The sequence below is a fragment of the Halosimplex rarum genome (assembly GCF_047715405.1).
Taxonomy (GTDB): domain Archaea; phylum Halobacteriota; class Halobacteria; order Halobacteriales; family Haloarculaceae; genus Halosimplex; species Halosimplex rarum.
In genome coordinates, this window is record NZ_CP180412.1 from 3,068,149 (window position 1) to 3,087,956 (window position 19,808).

15 protein-coding genes are annotated in these 19,808 nt (G+C 70.0%); 6 read left to right on the top strand and 9 right to left on the bottom strand.

Annotation, left to right across the window (positions count from 1 at the left end; all coding sequences use genetic code 11):
• Nucleotides 1–39 precede the first annotated feature (39 nt).
• Nucleotides 40–1,920 carry a potassium transporter TrkA gene (locus ACMGFH_RS14730; RefSeq protein WP_415379201.1) on the bottom strand — a complete coding sequence of 627 codons (1,881 nt, stop codon included), beginning with the start codon at nt 1,918–1,920 and terminating at the stop codon, nt 40–42.
• Entirely contained in the window at nt 1,917–3,176 is a 1,260-nt protein-coding gene (locus ACMGFH_RS14735) for a potassium channel family protein (protein ID WP_415379202.1), read from the bottom strand. The genes ACMGFH_RS14730 and ACMGFH_RS14735 overlap by 4 nt, the downstream gene beginning before the upstream one ends.
• Before the next feature lie 166 nt (nt 3,177–3,342).
• Between ACMGFH_RS14735 and ACMGFH_RS14740 the strand changes: the two genes are divergently transcribed.
• A complete protein-coding gene (locus ACMGFH_RS14740) occupies nt 3,343–4,545 on the top strand; it encodes an NAD-binding protein (protein WP_415379203.1) in 1,203 nt (400 codons plus the stop codon).
• Between the two features lie 39 nt (nt 4,546–4,584).
• On the opposite strand, the gene ACMGFH_RS14745 is transcribed toward ACMGFH_RS14740, so the two are convergent.
• Nucleotides 4,585–6,120 carry an HPP family protein gene (locus ACMGFH_RS14745; protein ID WP_415379204.1) on the bottom strand — a complete coding sequence of 512 codons (1,536 nt, stop codon included), beginning with the start codon at nt 6,118–6,120 and terminating at the stop codon, nt 4,585–4,587.
• Nucleotides 6,121–6,449: 329 nt separating this feature from the next.
• Here ACMGFH_RS14745 and ACMGFH_RS14750 point away from each other — a divergent pair, with 329 nt between their 5' ends.
• Nucleotides 6,450–6,773, top strand: a complete 324-nt coding sequence (locus ACMGFH_RS14750) for a hypothetical protein (protein ID WP_415379205.1) — start codon at nt 6,450–6,452, stop codon at nt 6,771–6,773.
• 121 nt (nt 6,774–6,894) lie between these two features.
• Here ACMGFH_RS14750 and ACMGFH_RS14755 read toward each other — a convergent pair whose 3' ends face one another.
• Both ACMGFH_RS14755 and ACMGFH_RS14760 read right to left on the bottom strand, forming a co-directional pair.
• Nucleotides 6,895–7,620, bottom strand: coding sequence for a nucleoside phosphorylase (locus tag ACMGFH_RS14755; protein WP_415379206.1), 726 nt, complete (start codon nt 7,618–7,620; stop codon nt 6,895–6,897).
• Between the two features lie 469 nt (nt 7,621–8,089).
• The gene (locus tag ACMGFH_RS14760; protein ID WP_415379207.1) at nt 8,090–8,932 is read right to left on the bottom strand and encodes a DUF63 family protein; all 843 of its coding nucleotides are present in this window, start codon (nt 8,930–8,932) and stop codon (nt 8,090–8,092) included.
• Between the two features lie 142 nt (nt 8,933–9,074).
• Between ACMGFH_RS14760 and deoC the strand changes: the two genes are divergently transcribed.
• From deoC to ACMGFH_RS14775, 3 genes are all read left to right on the top strand, one after another.
• Complete coding sequence (deoC, locus tag ACMGFH_RS14765) at nt 9,075–9,764, top strand: deoxyribose-phosphate aldolase (RefSeq protein ID WP_415379208.1); 690 nt, start codon at nt 9,075–9,077, stop codon at nt 9,762–9,764.
• A gap of 535 nt (nt 9,765–10,299) precedes the next feature.
• Complete coding sequence (locus ACMGFH_RS14770) at nt 10,300–11,559, top strand: tRNA (N(6)-L-threonylcarbamoyladenosine(37)-C(2))-methylthiotransferase (protein ID WP_415379209.1); 1,260 nt, start codon at nt 10,300–10,302, stop codon at nt 11,557–11,559.
• Nucleotides 11,560–11,606: 47 nt separating this feature from the next.
• Nucleotides 11,607–12,398, top strand: a complete 792-nt coding sequence (locus tag ACMGFH_RS14775) for an alpha/beta hydrolase (RefSeq protein WP_415379210.1) — start codon at nt 11,607–11,609, stop codon at nt 12,396–12,398.
• 11 nt (nt 12,399–12,409) lie between these two features.
• Here ACMGFH_RS14775 and ACMGFH_RS14780 read toward each other — a convergent pair whose 3' ends face one another.
• A complete protein-coding gene (locus ACMGFH_RS14780) occupies nt 12,410–13,819 on the bottom strand; it encodes a dihydrolipoyl dehydrogenase family protein (protein ID WP_415379211.1) in 1,410 nt (469 codons plus the stop codon).
• Between the two features lie 157 nt (nt 13,820–13,976).
• Between ACMGFH_RS14780 and ACMGFH_RS14785 the strand changes: the two genes are divergently transcribed.
• A complete protein-coding gene (locus ACMGFH_RS14785) occupies nt 13,977–15,839 on the top strand; it encodes a glycoside hydrolase family 15 protein (protein ID WP_415379212.1) in 1,863 nt (620 codons plus the stop codon).
• Nucleotides 15,840–15,872: 33 nt separating this feature from the next.
• On the opposite strand, the gene ACMGFH_RS14790 is transcribed toward ACMGFH_RS14785, so the two are convergent.
• From ACMGFH_RS14790 to ACMGFH_RS14800, 3 genes are all read right to left on the bottom strand, one after another.
• Complete coding sequence (locus ACMGFH_RS14790; RefSeq protein ID WP_415379213.1) at nt 15,873–17,273, bottom strand: carotenoid oxygenase family protein; 1,401 nt, start codon at nt 17,271–17,273, stop codon at nt 15,873–15,875.
• A 59-nt stretch (nt 17,274–17,332) separates the two neighbouring features.
• Nucleotides 17,333–18,271: a cation diffusion facilitator family transporter gene (locus tag ACMGFH_RS14795; protein WP_415379214.1), complete on the bottom strand. Its 939-nt coding sequence runs from the start codon at nt 18,269–18,271 to the stop codon at nt 17,333–17,335.
• A 74-nt stretch (nt 18,272–18,345) separates the two neighbouring features.
• A complete protein-coding gene (locus tag ACMGFH_RS14800; protein WP_415379215.1) occupies nt 18,346–19,695 on the bottom strand; it encodes an erythromycin esterase family protein in 1,350 nt (449 codons plus the stop codon).
• Between the last annotated feature and the right edge of the window lie 113 nt (nt 19,696–19,808).

Here is a 19,808-nt window from a genome sequence, read left to right on the forward strand (position 1 = left end):
CGACCGGCAGCCGAGCGTCGCCGGACCCGCACACGTTCGCTACCGGCCCGTGTCCTCGTCCCGGCGCTCGTCGACGGCCACGGTCCAGCCGTCGTCGTCACCGGTGTCGTCCGCGCCGTCTGCCTCGCCGCCCTCCTCGGCGCCCGCGGGTTCGTCGGCAGCCGGGTCGTCGGCAGCCGGGTCGTCGTCCGCCCCGCTGGAGGCAGCGGTGGCCCCGTCCTCGGCTCCGTCGGCGGGTTCGTCCGACGACTCGCCGGGCTCGCCGTTCGCCTCGACGGCGACGTCGGTGCCGGTCAGGTCGTCCACGTCGACACCGGCGAGGTCTTCCAGGTCGTCGCGGGTCGGTTCGCCGCCCGTGCCGTCGTCCGCCGCCGGTGCCTCGGCGGTCGAATCGCCGTCTCCCGCCGTCGACTCCTCGGGCGAGCCGTCGTCTTCGAGTGCCTGGATGCCGGGCGCGTCCGCGTCGGAGAGGTCGTCCGCGCCGGCGGAGCCGTCTCCTCCGGGGGACGTCTCGGTCGCGGGACCGTCGTCGACCGACTCCGCCGCGTCGGTGGCGCTGGCGGAGTCCGCGGCACCGTCGGACGGGGAATCCGCCGTTTCGCCGGCGACGGGTGTCGTCGCGTCGACCTGTTCCTCCGGGGCGAGCCGCGCCCCGCTCTCGGCGGTCGGGGCGGTCGAGGCGGATGGATCCGCCGCCGAGGGCCCGACGCTGGAAGTCGCGGCCTGTTCGACCTTCCGGATGGCCTCCGGTGCGGCGACGAGGTAGAGCGCGTCGGTGGCGGCCAGGACCCGGTCGCGGGCGGGGAGCGGTTCGACGGGTCCCTCTCGGGGACGGATCGCGACGACGGTCACGTCGACGGCGCCGACGGGCTGGCCGACCAGCGGGCTGCCCTCGGCGACGGTGACGGCTGCCATCGTCTCGTCGGCCGCGCGGAGCACCGAGGCGAACTCGCGGTCGGGCCGGGCCTCGACGGGGAGCGTCACCAGTCGATAGCTGGCCTCGGCGTCGAGTTTTCGCGTGTCCGCGGCGTCGACCGCGAGGGTCACCACGTCGTCGACCGTCCCGCGGACCTCCGCGGTGAGCACGCGCTCGGAGGGGTCGGTGCGCCACACCTGGACGAGGTCACCCGCGCTCGCGGCGAAGGCGGGGTCGGCCTGGACGGCGACCGCGGAGGTCTCCGGCGGGAGCGTCGGGCCGATACCGGCGGCGCGGGAGCCGACGGCGAGGAACTCGACGCTCCCGTCGTCTGCGAGTTCCACGTCGACGTGGCCGACGGCGTAGTCGGCCTTCAGTCGCGTCACGAGTCGGTCGCGGAGTTCTTCGACGGTCAGCCGGCGCGGGAAGACGAACGTCTTGCCGGCCAGGGCTTCCTTCGTCTGGAGGGGGACCGGGTCGTAGCCGACGATGTCCTCGATCTCCTCGGGGAGTTCGACGGTGATGACGCGACCGACCGCCTGGACGAGTCGGCCGACCTCCGCCTCGACGGCGCGCTCGCCGGTGGCAACGGTGAGGTCGCTTCCGATGCGGTCACCGATATCGGCGCCGACGCGGGTCGCGCCGAGGGCGACGAGTATCGCGGCGATGTGGAACAGCGCCATCGCCTCGGTCGGGAGGGTACCGCCCTCCGCCGGGTCGATGACGTTCTGGAGCAGGTCGGTGGCGCCGAGCAACGGCACGATCGCGCTCAACCCGAACAGCGCGGGGAGTCCGCCAGGGACGCGTTCGCGGACGTACCACCGGTAGAGGAGGGCGACGACCGCCGCGACGCCCGCGGCGATCAGCGAGACGCCGAGGATCCGCGCCGCCCCGATAAGGACGCGCTCGGTCAGCGGCCGCGACTGTGCGACGATAGCCGGTGCCTCGACCGCCAGTGCTTCGACGGTGCTGGCGAGCGGTAGTCCGAGCGGGCGTCCGCTCACGCCACCGCCTCCCGGAACGCGTCGAGTTGCTCGCGCGTCCCGACGGCGAACACCTCGTCGCCGGCCGAGATGGTGGCCGACCCTCGCGGGGCGACGACCCAGCCACTCGCGCCGCGGACGGCCATCACGGCGACGCCGTAGGTCTCGCGTACGTTCGCAGTGCCGACGGTCGCCCCGTCAAGCGGCCCGCCGGACCCGACGGTCACCCGCTGGAAGCGCCGGCCGGCCCGCCGCAGCAGGGAGACGAGTTCGTACTCGCGGCGGACGCCGCGGGACTCGACGACGACGCGCGCCCGGTCGGCCCGCAGGAGCGGCTCGGCGTCGGTCCGCGTCACGGCGACGGTGATCCGGCCCTCGCCGCCGGTCGTCGTCGGCGCCCGCACCGGCTGCGGGACGGCGTCCTCCTCGTCTCCATCGTCCGCGTCGTCGCCGTCCGCTCCGGCGTCGGCTCCCGTCGACTCCGGGTCGGGACCGGCCTCCGCCGTCGGTTTCCGCGTCTTCGCGCTGACGACGGTGCCGCGGACCTGCGCGTCGGGCGTGATGAGCGTCACCTCGTCGTTGCGGGCGACGCCCGTCGGGACGAGCGCGTTCACCGACACCGCGCGCTTGCCGTCGGGGACGCGCTTCGAGAGGCCGGAAAAGGGCGGTGCGGCGACGACCGAGGCCCGTCCGCGCTCGTCGACGGTCACCGCCGCGTCCCCCAGGTCGTACTCGGTCTTGAGCCGCTCGGCGAGGCGGGCTTCGAGTTCGGAGATGCGGAGATCCGCGGGGAAGGTCCACTCGCTGTCGCGGATCTCGGCGCGCAGGTCGTCGGCGAGCGGCGGGTAGCCTTCCATGTCGGCGACCTCGCCGACGATGCGGATGCGGGCCTCGTCGCGGCCGGCGAGCGCGCCGCGTACGTCGGCGGCGAGCGTCCGCTCGCGGAGCTGTTTCAACGAGAGCCGTTTGGGGAACGTCGCGCCCATCGTGTCGCCGCGGTTGTGGGCGTACAGCGAGATCATCAGGACGACCATGATCGCCGTCGTGATCGTCACGGCGTTCGCGTTCTGGGTGATCGTCGGGTCGGCCAGCGCGAGCAACCCGCCGTTGACGCCCGCGAGCGCGACCGCGAGGACGACCACACCGAACCCGGGGATGGTGACGCCGGTGAAGTACTTGAAGAGAAAGCCCAGCGACCACGCGACGAGTCCGGGGATGATCCCCGTGAGGATGCCGAGATAGATGCCGAACAGGATCTCGACCGGGAACGCAGCCATGCACGGTGTCACGGAATCCACTCTTAAACGTGTACCGGCGCGACCCGTCCGAGGGCGCCCGTCGGCCGCGGCGACCCCGCTGGCGCCGACCGGCGCCTGTGACCTCGCCGACATCTATCACGAAGGGTCGGCAGGATTTTACCCGTTGGCACACCTCCCGGAGGACATGGATCCGAGGCGGGCGATCGACGAGCCGCTGACGGTGTTCGTCGGGACGCGGGCGGCGATCTGGTTGCCTACGGTCGTCGCCATCCTCTCGTTCGGGACTGGCGTGGCGAACATCAGCGCCACGACCGTCAACCCGCTGCTGGAGACGTACTTCGATATCCCTCGCGAGGTCCAGCGGGCGGCGGGGTTCACCGGCGCGCTGACCGGCTTCCTGATGCTGATGAGCGCGTGGGGGATGCGCCGTCGGTTGCGCGCCGCGTGGGTCTCGACGGTCGTCCTCCTGCCGGTCACCGCCGTCCAGGGGCTCGCCCAGTCGAGTCGCTACTCGCTCCCGCTGATCGCGCTGTCGCTGCTCTCGCTGCCCACCGTCATCGCGAACTACCGGCGGTTCGACCGCAGCGCGGATCTCTCCGCGACGCAGCTGGCCGCCGTGGCCGCACTGACGGGGACGCTCGTCTACGGCACCGCCGGATCGTACCAGCTCAGAGACGATTTCGGCGGACTCTCGACGCTCACCGACGCCATCTACTTCACCATCGTCACCGCGAGCACCGTCGGCTACGGCGACGTCACCCCCCAGAGCCAGCAGGCGAAGCTGTTCGGCATGTCGGTGGTCGTCCTCGGCGTCGCCAGTTTCACCGTCGCGCTGGGATCGCTGCTCGGCCCCGCCATCGAGGCCCGCCTCTCGCAAGCACTCGGTACCATGAACGACTCAGAACTCGAACTCCTGGACGACCACGTGGTCGTCCTGGGCTACGGCGATCTGACCGAACCGCTGCTGGAAGAACTCGCGGCCGTCGTCGACTTCGTCGTGATCACGCCCGACCACGAGCTGGCGGCGACGCTTCGCACGCGCGACCTCCGCGTGGTCGTCGGCGACCCCAGCGACGAGGAGCCGCAGAAACAGGCCGGGATCGAACACGCCCGCGCCATCATCGCGGCGACGAACGACGACGCCCAGGACGCCCTCTCGATCCTCACCGCCCGGCAGTTCCACCCCGAGGCGCGCATCGTCGCCGCCGCGACGGACCGGGAGAACACCGAGAAGCTCCGCCGCGCCGGCGCCGACGCCGTCATCAGCCCCGCCGTCATCGGCGGCCACCTCCTCGTCGAGTCCGCGCTCGGGAGCGCCGACATGGAAGGACTCGCCGAGCGGCTCCTCGACGGCGAGGGCCAGGAAAACCCGGCGGCGGACGACTGACGACCGCGTTCGAACGGACCACGGCGGTCGCGGCCTCGCTCACGAGCGGTCGACGATGGCCACGTCGGCGTCGAGGTCGTCGATCCGTTCGAACGTGGGCGGCGAGATCAGTCGCGAGGCAGCGCTCCGGTCGGTGCTGGCGCCCATGAAGACCAGATCGAACTGGGCGGCGTTCTCCGCGAGATAGCGCTCGATCGATTCGGTCGCGACGCGCGTCTCGAAGTTCCCGTCGAACGCCTCGACGAGGTCGGCGAGCATGTCCTCGGCGCGGCGGCGCTCGCGTTCGCCCGAGACGCACGAGCAGACGCTGACGCGGCCGCTCCGGCCGACGAGCCGCGTCGCGAAGTCGATCATGCCGTGGGCCACGTCGCTGGCCCGCCTGACGGGGACCATGACCCGCTTCCAGCGGGTCCGCCCGTCCGACGACCGGTGGACGAGCACGTCGACGTCGCCGCGGAAGAGGTCCCGGACGTACGGCGAGAGCGCCCCGTGGCGCCGCTCGTAGGCGGCCGCGACGAGGTCGCAGTCCACCTCGTTGGCGGTCTTCAGGACCGTCGCCGCGGGCGACCGACCGCCGACGGCGACGACCACCTGACAGGGGACGCCGACCCGCCGCTCGATCCCGTCCGCCCGCGATTCGAGGCGGTCCGCCGCCTCCGCGACGGCTCCACCCGATTCCCGTTCGTCGGGGTCGCCGGTCGCGGCGTCGTCAACGAGCTCCCGTCCGGCGGCCGCAGTCTCGCGTCCAGCGCTCGGACCGCTCCCCCGGTCGCCGGCGATCCGACTGTCGAGCCGATGGCCGTCGTCCAGCGCGTCGCGTTCGGCGCTGGCGACGGCCGCGTCCTCGACCACGTCGAGGAGGACCACCTTCCCGGCTTCGTGGGCGGCGGCGAGCCCGGCGCCGAGCATCGCGGTCGCGTCGGGGTTCTCGCCGCGCATCGGGACGAGGACGCGGTCGTCGCCCCACGTCGACTCGTAGAGGAACTGGGCGCGGCGCTCGTAGAACCGCTCGCGCCAGACCGTGAACACGAGCGCGACGATGCTGCTGGCCAGCAGGATGCTCAGCGTGAACTCGAACTCGGTCCCGGGCCGCACGAGCAAACCGAGCAGCGCCGTCGCGTACGCCGACGGCTCCTCGACGTCCAGCGTCCACGTGACGACGCCGACGAGGAAGACCGCGACGGCCGCCTCGACGGCGCCCGCTGCGAACGCGCCGGATCCGCCGCCGGCGACGCCCAGCGTCGTCGCCACCACGAGCGCCGCCCATCCGCAGAGGGCGCCGACGGTCAGCCCGACGACGAACCGCGTCGGCGAGGCGTAGCGCCCCCCGGGGTTGGCGAAGAGGGTGTACGTCCCCGACGCCAGCGGCGGGAACAACAGGAACGACAGCCGCGGCTCGACGTTCGACAGCGCCGTCACCAGCGCGATGAGCAGCGGGACGAACACGAGGATCGACAGGTGGACGAGCGTGCTCGTCCGCTCGGCCCACCGGCGAAGCGCGCGCGCCTCCCGGCGCTCGAGTCGGCGGAGCCTGGCGACCGTCGCGTACAGCCGGTCCCGCAACGACCCGCGCATGGTCGCTACTATCCCCGCCACCGCACAAAAGGGCGTTCCCGCGGCCGTCGGCGCCGCGCTCGTGGGCCGGCGTCGGTGACGCTCCCGACGGGGTTGATAGTAACACGGTTTCGTTCTTTCGTTCGATGAGTGAAAACCGAACCTTGGATTCGGTCAGTACAGGCGATCAACTCTCCGAACTCGAAGGTCGTTCCACCGAGGCTTCGGCAGTCTCCGTCCCCGCCCGAATCGGAATCGAGTCCAAAACGAGAAGCACGGCCACGCAATATGAAGGCTTGAGACGTTCTCTCCACCACAACATTTACTTCGCTGACACGAGGTGCTACGGTATGGGGGAACGAGGACAGCGGGTCCGTTCAGTGACTTTGAGTGCGGCCCAGTGGCTGCTACGCAGAGCGCTATTGCTCGCTGTCGTCGCCGCGATACTGCTCGCTCTCATCGGCGGCTTCGTGGTCGTGCTGGTCGCTATCGACTGGTTCGCCGTGAACGCCCTCGGCGGACAAGGCGGACGGGACTACTGGGTTGTCGATCTCCTGACCGTAGTCAGCCTCCCCGTGTACCTGTTCGTCGTTTTCAGGTTGTTCTCCGGGGGGTACCCGAGTCCAGGCGAGAGAGCGAGCAAGTACGTAGGTTTCGGCGACGACCTGCTGTAACTCGGATCCGCGTCGATCGCGGCGATTGTACGGTACCCTCGCTGCTGTTCAGTCCGCACGCGATACTGAACGCCAGTTTCACGGCCAACTCTGATTATAAAAACCGAATTACCAACTACTGTCAGAGCTGCGTCGCGGCGTCCAGCGAGATACCGATGGCGCGCTCGACGTTGTTCCTCGCCTTCTCCGGGAGTTCCTCGTCCTCGGTCTCGCCCTTCTGGGTGCCCTCGACGAGGTTGCCGTCGACGGTGCAGATGGCGCCGGCGCGCAGGCCCTTCCGCCGCGCGAGCGTGAACACCGCAGCGGCCTCCATCTCGACGGCGAGCAGGCCCGCCCGCTCCCAGTCGTCGACGTACTCGTCGGTCTCCGCGTAGAAGGCGTCGTCCGTCGCGATGGGGCCGACGTGAACGTCTTCGTCCCTGGACTCCGCGCTGTCGACGAGCGCGGAGAGCGTCTCGTAGTCGGCGACGGCGGGATACTCGACGTCCTCGTAGCGCTTCGTGGTGCCCTCGTTCTTCGCGGCGCCGGTCGCGACGACCATGTCGCCGATCTCGATGTCGGACTGGAGCGCGCCGGTCGTCCCGACGCGGACGAACGTCTCGACGCCGACGTTCGCCAGTTCCTCGACGGCGATGGTGGCCGACGGACACCCGATCCCCGTCGAGCAGATGGTCAACTCCCGGCCCTCGTAGGTCGCGTTGACGAGTGTGTACTCGCGGTTCTCGGCGACTTGCTCAACGTCCTCGCAGTGGCCGGCGATGCGCTCGACGCGTCCGGGGTCGCCCGGGATCAGCGCGATGTCGTTGACGTCGCCCGGTTCGACCAGCAGATGCGGCTGTTTCGCCATACGCCCCCGTCCGACCGGCAGCGGCAAAACGGTACCCGTTCGACCGGCCGAGCGCGTCCCGCGAGGGGAGGGGCCGACAGACACGAACAGGCAGGATCCGAGGCTACCGACCGCTCCCTATCGCTCCCCACCCCTCTACAGCCGAACACCGGACCGTTTCGTTAGCGATTCGATCCGACGGAATCGCCGGAACGAGACTCGATTCCAGGTGAAAGAAGGGGGTTTCCCCTCGTGCGCCGGCCGAGGGAGTCCCGCGAGGAGACCACCCAATACGGGGTCTCCCCGGCGCTACGGAGCGGTCGCTATCGCTCCCCACCCGAACAGAGGTACGTTTCGGGAGCGGCGGTCGAGGGTGAAATCGAAGTACTGCGACCGGATTCCACGCGAAAGAAGGGGGTTCGAACGAGGGTGCGGCGAGGGGGTTTCAGAGGCCGGTCGTCGGCACCGGTCAGCGCCGTCGGGCGGCGGCTCAGATCGCGGGGCCGAGCAGGAACAGGAAGAGGTTGTTCGCGGCGGGGCCCATGCCGACGGCGGCGACGAACGCGAGGAGGATGTTCCCCTCCGTCGGGCTCTCGTCGACGATGTCCGCGAGGAAGACGACGATGGCCATCGCCATGACGAGCTTGACGACGGCGAACAGCCACCCCTTGCCGATGTAGGGGTACGTCGGGAGCGTCTCGGCGAAGTCCATGATCCGGCGGGGGATCGGGGTTCGCTCGCCGGTGCCGATCACGTCGACGCCGATGGACGTCGAGAGCCCGTCGAGCGCGTGAGCGAAGACGACCAGCGGCCCGCCCCAGCCCGCGCGGTCGACCGCGCCCGTCCACCGGATGGCGAGCAGGTAGTAACACGGCGCCGTGAGTACGGCGGCGCCGAGGAATCCCAGCGGCAGCCAGACGAGCGCGACGCTCGCCTCGACGCGGCCGATCGCGTAGGTGTAGCTGAACACGGTCAGCCCGAGGACGAGTAACCCGCCGGCGACGCCGAGGTTGCGGGCGATCCGCCCCACGTCGTCGACGGTCTGTGCGCGGATGACCGACGGCAGCCACACCGCCGCGGCGAGGAGGAACGTCGTCACGTAGACCGCCGGCGCGCCGAAGAAGGGCTCGGCGACGCCGGGGATCAGTCCCGCCTGGTAGAGCGCGTGGAAGGCGCCGCCGGCGACCATCCACGGCGCGAAGGCGACCACCTGTTTCGTCGTGACCGGCGGGCCGAGCAGGTAGAGCGCGGCGAGAGACGCCGCCGTCAGCACGACCAAAACGATCGCGTAGGGCAACGGTGGGATCGCCAGCCCGCTCGGGAGGAACTGCATACCCTGTGGGGGTGCGCGGACCGCCGAAAGGGTTCCGGTCGATTCGAGGCTCCGGTCGATACGGCGCGGAATCGGGAGCGCCGGCCCGAGACGCCTCGACTGATCCGAACGGGCTTTTAGGTGGGGGTGAGACAGGTGAGCCATGAACACGGACGCGGCGGCGGTGACGGGCCGTATCGAGCACACGGTCCTCGGGCCGGAGACCACGCCGGACGACGTGATCGTGGTGCTCGACGCAGCCATCGAGTACGGGTTGCGCGCGTGCATCCCTCCCTGCTACCTCGAACTCGCGGACGGCTACGCGCCGACGGTCCCGCTGTCGACGGTCGTCGGGTTCCCCCACGGCCAGCACACCACCGCGACGAAGGTCGCCGAGGCCGAGGACGCCTGGGAGGAGGGCGCCGACGAACTCGACATGGTGATCAACGTCGGTCGGTTGAAGGCCGGCGAGGACGACGCGGTCACCGACGAGATCGACGAAGTCGTGGCCGCCGTCCCGATCCCCGTGAAGGTCATCGTCGAGACCCCGCTGCTGTCCGACGAGGGGGAGAAACGGCGAGCGGCTGAATGTGCGCTCGAAGCGGACGCCGATTACCTGAAGACCGCGACCGGCTTTTCGGACGGCGGGGCGACGGTGCCTGACGTCGAGTTACTGGCCGAGTACATGCCCGTGAAGGCCTCCGGTGGTGTCGGTTCGTGGGCAGAGATGGAGGCGATGCTCGACGCCGGCGCGGAGCGGATCGGTGCTTCGAGCGGCGACGCGATCGCCCGGGAGTATCTGGACCAGCACGAGACGGCGACTCGCGAGGACGTGAGCGGCTGGGACGACTGATCGGGAGTTTCGCTTGTCGTCGTTTTTGATGGAGCCGAGTTCTGAGAGTGGTTTCCGGAGAGAAAGATCGCTGTCGCGGAGATCACACGATGAAAGCCCTCGGCCCGCTCGCTAGCAGTTAGTTCCACCTCGGACGCCAACAGGCGGCGAAAGCCCTCGGCCCGCTCGCGGTCGCTGAGCGGCATATCCACCCTCGGACAACCGCACCGCGCCGCACTCGCGCGGATAGGGGCCGCTCAGACGACTACAGTGAACGCGAGCGAGCCTCGCCCTTTCAGTCCGCCAGGGACAGCACGACACCGCGACCGCTCCGCACAGCACCGCACCTCATGCCTCCCCAACCGATTCCCTCAGTCGCTCCGCTCCCTCGGTCATCCCTCGCACGATGCTGTCGCGCGATGAAACGCGCGACAGCGCGCGCCACCGCACCAGACGAATAGCCCGTGCCACTCCGGATAGATGACATCGAACCGTTCCAGCGCGCGAACCGATCCGTCGCGCTTTTGCCCGCGAGCGCCAAGAGAGAACTAACGAGATGGCCCGCTATCACATCGAGACCTACGGTTGCACGGCCAACCGGGGCGAGAGCCGCCAGATCGAGCGGGCGCTCCGCGACGGCGGCCACCACCCCGCCGACGGCCCCGAGGAGGCCGACGTGGCGATCCTCAACACCTGCACCGTGGTCGAGAAGACGGAGCGTAACATGCTCCGCCGGGCCGAGGAACTCGACGCCGAGACGCCCGCCGACCTCGTGGTGACCGGGTGCATGGCCCTCGCGCAGGGCGAGGAGTTCCAGCAGGCAGACCTCGAAGCCGAGATCCTCCACTGGGACGAGGTGCCCGAGTACGTCCGCAACGGCGAGTGCCCGACGACGACGCCCGACACCGAACCCGTCCTCGACGGCGTCGTCGGCATCCTCCCCATCGCCCGCGGCTGTATGAGCGACTGCTCGTACTGCATCACCAAGCAGGCCACCGGCCGGATCGACTCTCCCTCCGTCGAGGAGAACGTCGAGAAGGCCCGGGCGCTCGTCCACGCCGGCGCGAAGGAGATCCGAATTACGGGGCAGGACACCGGCGTCTACGGCTGGGACCGCAACCAGGGTGAGAGCCTCCTGCCGGAACTCCTCGATCGGATCTGCGATATCGACGGCGAATTCCGGGTGCGCGTCGGGATGGCGAACCCGAAGGGCGTCCACGGCGTCCGCGAGGAACTCGCCGAAGTCTTCGCCGAGAACGAGGAGATCTACAACTTCCTGCATGCGCCGGTCCAGTCCGGGAGCGACGACGTGCTCGCGGACATGCGCCGCCAGCACGAGGTCGGCGAATACGTCGAGGTCGTCGAGACCTTCGACGAATACCTCGATGAGTGGACCCTCTCGACGGATTTCATCGTCGGCTTCCCCACCGAGACCGACCACGACTTCCAGCAGACGATGGCGCTGCTCCGGGAGACCCGCCCGGAGAAGATCAACGTGACCCGGTTCTCGAAGCGGCCGAACACCGACGCGGCCGAGATGAAGGGCCTCGGCGGCACCGTCAAGAAGGAGCGCTCCTCGGCGATGACCGACCTGAAGATGGAGGTCATGGACGAGGTCTACGGGTCGATGGTCGGCGACACCCGCTCCGTACTGCTGACCGAGGACGGTACCGACGACTCCCTGGTGGGCTACGACCGCGCCTACCGCCAGGTCGCGATCCCCGGCGCGCAGACCCAGGGCGCCGAAGTCGGCGACACGGTGGACGTGGAAATCACGGGCCACAACACCGTCTACGCGCTCGGCGAACTGGCCTGACTGCCGCGACCGAAAACCGTTTTCCGACACCGGCCGACCAGCAGGCCGTGACCGACGTGATTGTCGACCGAGACGTCGTCTTCCACCGGCCGCCCGATCGGGAGTCTCCGCTCGAACTCGACGTGTACCAGCCCGACGACGGCGGGACGGACCGCCCGGCCGTCGTCGTCTACCACGGCGGTGCCTGGATCGAGGGCGAGAAGGGGCAGCTCGAAGCGCTCGAACGCGGGCTGGCCGAGCGCGGCTACGTCTGCTTCGACGCGAACTACCGCCTGAGCGGCGAGGCGACGTTCCCGACGCCGATCGAGGACGCGGCCGCCGCGGTCCGTTTCTCGAAGGAGCGCGCTGACGAGTACGGGATCGACCCCGACCGGGTCGCGACGACGGGCCACTCGGCGGGCGGCCACCTCGCGGCGCTGATCGCCGCCGCCGACGGCGGGTTCGACCCCGAAGACGCGACCGTCTCCTCGGCGGTGGCGGCGAGCGCCCCGATCAGCGGGGCGTACGACATGCGCGACCGCGATCCAGAGACGGCCAACGACCTCGAACGGCAGTTCCTCGGCGGCGGCCCCGACGAGGTGCCCGAGCGCTACGAGCGCGTGTCCCCGGCGGCCCACGTGGACGAGGCGACGCCGCCGACGCTCGTCCTGCACGGCGACGACGACGACCTCCTGCCCGCCGACGGCGCCCGCGAGTACGCACGGGTGCTCGCCGAAGCGGAACGGCCGGTCGAACTCGGCATCGTCCCCGGAGGCGGCCACGGCATCGTCGTCGAACCCGAGGGCTGGCAGGACCGAGGGATCGAGACGGTCGCGGACTTCCTCGACCGCCGCCTCTGAGCGAGACCGACTTAGATCCCGCTCGGCGCCACGTCGCACACCTCGCGGAAGGCGCCCTGGACGACCTCCGAGAGGGCGGGATGGACGTGGATCGTCTCGGCGATCGTCGCCGCGTCGGCGCCGGCCGCGACCGCCGTGCTCACCTCGTGGATCAGCGTCGAGGCCTCCGGCCCGACGACGTGACAGCCCAGCACCTCGCCGTCCGCGCCGACGAGGACCTTCGCGAACCCGCCCTCGTCGTCCAGTGCCGAGCCGAGCGCGGTGTCGTCGTACGCGAAGGCCCCGACCTCGTAGTCGCCGTCCTCGACGTCTTCGTCGGCGTCGAGTTCGTCCTCTGTCTTCCCGAGGCTCGCCACCTGCGGGGAGCCGAACACGGCGTGGGCCATCCCGGGGTACTCGACGGCAGCCTCGCCGCCGTGGACGGCGTTTTCGACCACGTATTCGGCCTCCTTGTCGCCGGAGTGTTTGAACATGTAGTTGCCCGCGATGTCGCCGATGGCGTAGACCCCGTCCGCGGTGGTGCGCAGATACTCGTCGGTCTCGACGAATCCCTCTTCGGTCGTCTCGATCCCGGCCGCCGAGACGTTCCAGGTGTCCGTGTTCGGTCGCCGTCCGGTCGCCAGCAGAAGCCGGTCGCCAGAGACCTCGATCTCGTCGCCGCTCTCGCCCTCGGCGGTGACGCGCTTCTGCCCGTCGACCTCGGCGATTTCGGTCGCGCTGTAGCCGAGCCGGAGGTCGTGTCTCTCCCGGTAGACCTCGGTGAGCCGTTCGGCGACGTCGCGGTCCTCGCTGTCGAGGAGGCGGTCGCCGTGACCGACGATGACCACGTCGGTCCCCATCTGCGAGAAGAAGTGGCTCAGCTCGACGGCGATGTAGCCGCCGCCGACGATCACCAGGCGGTCCGGTCGCTCCGACAGCCACAGCGCCTCGTCGCTCGTCAGGAACGCCGTCTCGTCGGTGCCGTCGATGGCGTCGGGGACCGTGGGCCGGGAGCCGCCGGCCAGGACGACCGTTTCGGCGGTGAGACGGTCGCCGCCGGACCCGTCGTCGGCGACTTCGACGGTCCGTTCGTCGACGAAGCGGCCCTCACGCTGGAAGACCGTCAGGTTGTCGTGCTCGCGGGCCCGCTCGGCCTTCGCCGCGGCCCGTTCCCGTATCGCGGTCCGGACGTCGTCGACGATCCGTCCGAAGTCGACGCGTTCGACGGACGCCTCGATGCCGAGCGCGTCGGCCCGCCGCACCGTCTCGGCGACGTTGGCTCTGTGGATGAGCTTCTTCGAGGGGTTACAGCCGCGATTGAGGCAGGTGCCGCCGAGTCGGCCGCGCTCGACGAGCGCCACGTCCTCCCCCTCCTCGGCGGCCGCCGAGGCGACGGCGTTTCCGGTGCCACCGCCGAGGACGACGAGATCGAACTCGGGCATACAGATCACACGGGGTAGGAGTTCGGCGCTTTTGTCCCTTGCGCGCACCCCGGCCGGTCGCTTTTCCGCGTCGGTCCCGACGTGATACCCATGTGCACGGAATCGTCTGTGATCGCCCCCGGTGTCGTCGCGATTCGCCGTCGCAGAGGTGGACCGCGTGGTTGAGGGTCGATACACACCCATCGAGGACTACGGCGTCGTCGGGAACCTGGAGACGTGCGCGCTCGTCGCGCCGAACGGGTCCGTCGACTGGTTCCCCTTCCCCCACGTCGAGTCGCCGAGCATCCTCGGCGCGATACTGGACGCCGAGGACGGCGGTCGGTTCCGGATCGGCCCTGCCGAACCGTTCGAGGGCACGCAGGCGTACGTCGACGGGACGAACGTCCTGGAGACGACGTTCGAGACGAGCGGCGGGACGGCGACGGTGACGGACTTCCTCCCGCCGGCCGGGCACGTGGACCACCCGAAGAAGGTCCTCTACCGGAAGGTCGCCTGCACGGGCGGCGCCGTCGACTTCGACGTCGCGTACGAACCCCGGTTCGACTACGCTCGCGCGTCGACGGCGATGACCGAGACAGACCGGGGCATCCACGCCGAGGGAGGGGGCGAACGGACGCTCCTTGAGAGCCCGGTCGACCTGGTTCTCGACGGCGAGCGAGCGACCGGGACCCTCTCGCTGGACGCGGGCGAGACGGCGTGGTTCATGCTGCGGTGTACCGGCGCCGAGGACGCGTCCACGGACCCCGAGGCAGCGCTCGCGGAGACGGTCGAGTACTGGACCGACTGGACCCACGCCTGCGGCGACGGGGAGGGCGACTGCGCCTTCGCCGGGCCGTGGCACGACCTCGTGGTCCGGTCGGGGCTCGTCCTGAAACTCCTCACGCACGCGGAGACCGGCACCATCGCGGCCGCGCCGACAACCTCCCTGCCCGAGGACGTCGGCGGCGTCCGCAACTGGGACTACCGGTACAACTGGGTGCGCGACGCCGGCTTCTCCATCCAGGCACTGATGAACCTCGGTCACGTCGACGAGGCGGTCGACTACTTCGAGTGGTTCCTCGACCTCTGCCACGTGGACGAGCCGGCCGATATCCGCCCGCTCTACGGCCTCCACGGCGACAGCGACCTCACCGAACGGGAACTCGACCACCTCGACGGCTACCGCGACTCCAGGCCAGTCCGGATCGGGAACGGGGCCGCCGAGCAGACACAGCTCGACATCTACGGGGAACTGCTCCTCGCCGTCGACGAGATGCGCTGTTACGGCCGCGCGCTCGGCGACGACGACTGGGCCGCGGTCCGCGACATCGTCGACTACGTCGTCGACGTGTGGGACGAGCGGGACGCCGGTATCTGGGAGGTTCGCGGCGGGGACGAGCACTTCGTCTACTCGAAGGTGCTGTGCTGGGCGGCGCTCGACCGCGGAATCGCCATCGCGACCGAGACCGGCCGGGAGGCCCCCGTCGCGTCCTGGCGGACGACCCGTGAGCGGATCCGGACGGACGTCATCGAGAGAGGTTACGACGAGGACCTGGGTGCGTTCGTCCAGTCGTACGGGGCCGAGGCCCTCGACGCGACGGGACTGCTGTTGCCCGTCGTCGGCTTCCTGCCGTTCGACGACGAGCGCGTGCAGGGGACGATCGACGCCATGGAGGACCGACTGGTCGAAGACGACGTGCTCGTCCGCCGATACGACGGCGACGACGGCTTGCCGGGCGACGAGGGCGCGTTCGTCCTCTGTTCGTGCTGGCTGATCGACGCGCTCGCGCTCGGCGGGCGCGTCGACGACGCCAGGGAGCGCTTCGAGGCGCTGGCGGACTACGTCGGACCGCTCGGCCTCGTCGCCGAGGAGCTCGACACCGAGACCGGGGACCACCTCGGGAACTACCCACAGGCGTTCAGCCACATCGGGATCATCAACAGCGCCCTCTATCTCGGGTTCGCGGAGGGCCGCGAGACGGCCGGGCCGCCGCCGATGGGCGTTCGGCTCGGCGATCCGGTCGTGACGCACGGGTCGTGACCGGCGCGTCGGAACGGACGAGTGTCGGCCCCGTCACCACTCCTCGAAATACCGGCCGTGAAACCCGAACGGGACCGCGTGCGGGAGCGGCGCTCGCGCCCGTTCGTCGAGCGTCTCGCCGTCGAGGACGAGCAGGTCGGTCCGGCCCTCGTCGGTGTTCAGCGCCGTCACGAGCACGCACCCCTCGTCGCTCGGTCGCTCGGCGTCGGGCGCGCGGACGAACACCGGTTCTTCCGCGAAGAGACCCGATTCCTCCCAGCGGTCGGACTCGCCGGTCGTCACGTCCACTTTCGCGACGTGGTTGCCGTCTGGCTCTGCTGCACCTTGTGTGTAGACGTAGCGGTACTCCCTGGTGCGGTCCTCGCGGGCGATCCGGGGGAGTTCACAGCCCCCGTACAGCGTCTCGCTCGCGACGGCCTGCCCGTCGATCTGGACGCGAAACCGGCGGAGGTGGCCGTCGCTTCCGTGCTCGAACCAGTCGCTCGCTTCGGACAGGTAGAGCCCGTCGACCACGTCGGCGTTCGGGTAGGCGACGAGGTCGACCACGAGTTCGCCGTCGGCCTCGAAGGCGTTGACGTGGTGGAAGACGAACCACGGATCGGTGACGGCGGTCGCGACCCGCTCGCCCGTCTCGCGGTCGAGGACGTGAAATCGCGTCCCCCGTTCGGGTTTCCACTCGTAGTGGTCCACGAAGCTCTCGCGACCGGGCAACAGGAACGACGCGGGGGTCGTCACGAACGGGTGCTCCGTGAGGACGACGAATCGCTCGGTGAGGGCGAAGCTGTGGAGGTACGCGGGGCTCTCGGTCGCGACCGAGCCGATCCGCTCGCGTGAGCGCGAGCCGTCGGGGAGCCGGTAGAACGTGTGCTCGCTGGGGCGACCGAACGTGGTCAGGAGCCCGACCGTCTCCCCCCGGTGGGGGTCGGGGAGGACGTGCGCGCAGTTGACGTGTCCGGTGAGCGCGTCGGCGAAGGCGAACTCGCCGCGGGTTTCCAGAGTATCGGGGTCACAGGCGACGTACCGGGGGACTTCGGTCATCGCGACGAGCGTCCCGTCGACGCGGGCAACGTGGACGTTGCAGTTGTCGGTCGGGTCGCCGAACAGCAACTGGCGGACCCGCCGGAGGTAGCCGCCGCCGGTCGCGAACTGACCGGATATCTCGCCCGTCGCCATCGCCCGGCGGTAGGTCTCCGAGCGGAGCGAGCGGTTGGTGTAGGAGACGGTGTCGCCGCGCCCGTCGAACGCGAAGCGGTGGAGCATCGCCAGGCCGTCGAACCAGTGGTGGACCCGCTCGCCGCCCGCCTCGAAGGTCGCGGGCCCGTTGCGGACCAGCGCGCCGTCGAGCCAGTCCGGGAGGGTGCCCTCGACCGGGAGCGAGCGGTCGCGGACCTCGTTCGAGAGCGAGGCGAATCCCAGTTCGAAGCCGGCCTCCATCGACATACCCGCCGTTGGGGCGCGAGCGGGGAGTCACTGACGGTGGATCGCCTCGCGGACTACTCCTCTCGTGAACGCCAGCGGCCGCCCGCCAACTGGTCGACCTGCTCGTCGGGCTTCCACTCGTCGAGTTCGCGCGGGTCGACGTGGACGAACACGTCGTCGACCTCGGGGAGGTCGCGGATCGACTCGACGACGGCCGACTCGATGTCGTGGGCCTCGAACAGCGTGCGGTCGCCCTCGACCTCGATGTGGAGCGAGACGTCGATCTCCGGGCCGACGTAGTGGGCGATCACGTCGTGAGCGCCCTCGACGTCCGGATGGACGAGCGCCCGGCGGACGATCTCCCGTCGGAGGTCTTCGGGCGGGGCGCGGCCGAGGAGATAGCCGAGGTTGTCGCGAACGACCTCGATCCCGGTGTAGACGATGCCGACCGCGACGACGACCGCCGCCAGCGGGTCAAGGATGGGGTAGCCGGCGCCGGCGCCGAGGACGCCGACGATGGCGGCCGAGGCCGTGAGGATGTCGTTGCGGTTGTCCAGCGCGGTCGCGGTCAGCGCCGGCGAGTTGTGGCGCTCGCTCGCGGCGAGCACGTAGCGATAGAGGAGGTACTTCGTGACGGCGGCGACGGCCAGCACCGCGACCGCGGTCGGCCCCCGCGAGACCGACACGTCGCCCGACAGCAGGGCCATTCCCGACTGATAGAGGACAGTGCCGCCCGCGGCGAAGATGCCGAGCGCGACGAACAGGCCGACGAACGGCTCGATGCGCTCGTGGCCGTGCGGATGCTCGAAGTCGGGCGGGCGCGTCGTCAGGTAGAGGCCGGCGACGGTCACCAGCGAGTAGACCGAGTCGGCGGCGCTGTTGACTGCCTCGGACTCGACCGCGAGGCTGCCGGTGGCCAGCCACGCGGCGCCCTTGAGCGCGACGAGGCCGAGGTTGACCGCCAGCAGGAGCAGCCCCACCTTGCGGAGCACTCGCGGCCGGTCGTCTGTCATCGTCCGGGATTGTCGGTCCCGGGTCAAAGCGGTGTCGAACGCGGCGGCGGACCCGCCAGGGCCGGTGTCCGCCCTCAGTCCCGCTCGATCGGTCGCGCCCGACTCGTCTCGGCGACGAAGACGAGGCCGTCGAACGCCAGCGGCAGCCGGAACTCGTCGTGCAGCCGTTCGTGCTCGTGGTCAGGGTCGTACACTGCACCGACGGAACGAACCGCCCGCTCGGCGTCGAGGTACTCGGACAGTTCCGAGTCGCCGGTCACCTCGTCGAGGTCGCACCACCAGAGGGGGCCGTCGACGGCGGCGAACAGATTGGTCGCGGCGTCCTCGGGCGGCGGACCGAGCGAGCAGGACTGCAGTTCGTAGCCGTCGTCGGTCTCGACCATCGCCTGGAACTCGCCGTCGGCGAAGTCGAACCCGAGGACGTAGTAGTCGTCGCCGTAGCGGTCGGCGACGTGCGCGCCCATCGGCGTTCCGGTACCCCAGTGTTCGTCGCGGCCGTCGCGCTGGAGGTGCGCGTCGTGGGCCCAGACCGCGATCCTGTCGTGCGATTCGTGGTCGAGTATCCACGACAGGTTCTCGGCCATCGCGCGGTCGCGGCGCCGCGCTCTGGTCTCGGTATCCTCCTCGTGCGCGGCGCGGTTGACGTCGACCGCCTGTTCGAGTGTCCGGAGGTGCTGGCGGTGGAGCGCGAACGCGTCGTCGGCCGAGTCGGCCGATTCCCGCTCGAACCACTCGTCGAGCGCGTCGACGAGCGCGTCGGCATCGGCCAGCCGCGACTCCATCTCCTCGGCCGGTTCGTCGTCTTTCAACCCTTTTTCGGCGAGCATCTCCAGCGTCTCGCCGTGGACTTCCAACAGGTCGGCGTCTCGCTCCTCGAAGAACTCCAGCAGTGCGGTAGCCGGCCCCGCGGTGAACTGCGCGTCGACCCCGTAGAACCGCACGCGGTCCTCGACGGGGCGGCCGTCGTTGAACTCGCGGAGCCACTCGATCAGTTCGAGCACCTCCTCGGTGTCCCACGTCCAGAAGTAGATCCCGTCGAGGGCGTCATCCGGGTCGCCGCGGCCGTGGACGACGTACTCGTCGATGGCGAGCGTCTCCGAGAAGTTGGCTTCGAGCGCGAACAGCCGGTAGCCCAGTTCCTCGACCAGTAGTCGGAGGAGGCGGTGTTTCAACTGGAAGAACTCCCGCGTGCCGTGCGTCGCCTCGCCGAGGCCGACCACTCGAACGTCGCGGAGTCGCTCGACGAGCGGGTCGAGATCAGCGATCGGTGCGCCCGGATCTGTCGTCTCCAGCGAGTGCGTCCGCTCCCGGAGGCGGTCGGCGATATCCTCCAGTCGGTCGTCGGTCGGCGGCCAGTCCGCGTCCGCCTCGGTCGTCGTGCGTTCACCGGTCGATTCGTCGGTAGCTGTCGTGTCGTCCGTCATCGTGTTGTCGTCGGTGTGCAGTTGGCGAGCGGGGCGAAGTCGGGAGTCGGCTCACGTGTGACGGACGACTCTCATACTCGCGAGTCAATCGGTCGACAGGTGAGCGTTTCGGG